The organism is Aquibium carbonis, from assembly GCF_003970795.1.
GTDB classification, from domain to species: Bacteria; Pseudomonadota; Alphaproteobacteria; order Rhizobiales; family Rhizobiaceae; genus Aquibium; species Aquibium carbonis.
This window is the reverse complement of the sequence record NZ_RWKW01000181.1, coordinates 1-1,402: the sequence shown is the minus strand read 5'-3', so window position 1 is coordinate 1,402 and position 1,402 is coordinate 1. Positions and strand designations below refer to the sequence as shown.

2 protein-coding genes are annotated in these 1,402 nt (G+C 71.8%); one reads left to right on the top strand and one right to left on the bottom strand.

Features of this window, described 5'->3' with window-relative positions:
- On the top strand, positions 1-561 hold a 561-nt coding region (locus EJC49_RS25455), incomplete at its 5' end, for an MOFRL family protein (protein WP_280960071.1).
- A 222-nt stretch (positions 562-783) separates the two neighbouring features.
- On the opposite strand, the gene EJC49_RS25450 is transcribed toward EJC49_RS25455, so the two are convergent.
- On the bottom strand, positions 784-1,402 hold a 619-nt coding region (locus tag EJC49_RS25450), incomplete at its 5' end, for a UdgX family uracil-DNA binding protein (protein ID WP_148106342.1).

Below are 1,402 nucleotides of genomic sequence, written 5' to 3'. Positions count from 1 at the left end.
GCGCCGCTGCCCGGCGACCGGCGCTTTGCCGGCAACGCGGTGCATGTGATCGCCTCGGCCGCCGCGTCGCTGGAGGCCGCCGCGGAGGCGGCGCGGTCGCACGGCGTCGAGGCCGTGATCCTGTCCGATTCGATCGAGGGCGAGGCGCGCGAAGTCGCGGGCGTGCACGCCGCCATCGCGCGCGAGGTTGCGGCGAAGGACCGGCCCTTCGCCAGACCCGTCGTCATCCTGTCCGGCGGCGAGACGACGGTGACGCTGCGTGGCAAGGGCAAGGGCGGGCGCAACAGCGAGTTCCTGCTTTCGCTGGCGCTCGGCATCGACGGGGTGGACGGCATCTCGGCCTTCGCCGCGGACACCGACGGCATCGATGGCTCGGAAGACAACGCCGGCGCCTTCTGCGACGGGACCACCGCCGCCCGGCTGCGGTCGGCCGGGCTCGACCCGCGCGCGCTGCTGTCGGCCAACGACGCGTGGAGCGCTTTCGACGCGCTGGGCGACCTGTTTTCGCCGGGGCCGAGCGGGACCAACGTCAACGATCTGAGGGCGATGCTGGTGCGGTAGAACCGTTCGCGCTATCGTCGAACCATTCAACGCGACCAGGCACTGGAGATCCTCAGACGGCATCAGGCCAACCTGCAGAAGCGGGGCGTGCGCCATGCTGCGCTGTTCGGATGACGGCGTGGTGGTTGCACCGTCGTGCTTTCCGCTGGCCGCGTGAAGAGGGGACGGGGCTGGCCGAGCCTTGAAGCACCCCCAATTGCGCCTCGCAGACCCGGCGCCACCCTACCCCATCAATGCCCTCACCGCCCGCATGTCGGTCAGGAACCGGCCGCGCTCGGCCTCCTTCTCCGCCGGGTCGGGAATGCGCAGGATGAAGGAAGGGTGGATGGTCAGGAAGACGCGCAGGCCGTCGTCGCGCTCGATCACCTGGCCGCGCAGCCTGGTGATCGCGACGGGCTTTCCGAGCAGCGCCTGCGCCGCCGTGGCGCCGAGCGCCACGGCGATTTCCGGGCGGGCCAGCGCCAGTTCGCGGTCGAGCCACCAGCGGCAGGCCGTCACCTCGCCGGCATTCGGCTTGGCGTGGATGCGCCGCTTGCCGCGCGGCTCGAACTTGAAGTGCTTGACGGCATTGGTCACGTAGACGCCGTCGCGGTCGATGCCTGCCTCGCCGAGGATGGCGTCGAACACCTTGCCGGCCGGGCCGACGAACGGCCGTCCGGCGATGTCCTCCTGGTCGCCCGGCTGTTCGCCCACGAAGACGATGCGCGCATCCTCCGGTCCTTCGCCGAACACCGTCTGCGTCGCCTCGCGCCAGAGCTCGCAGCGGCGGCAACCCGTCGCCGCCTGGCGCAGCGCCGGCAGCGTGGCCGCGTCCGCGCCATCCGCCTCGGGCCGGCCGTCG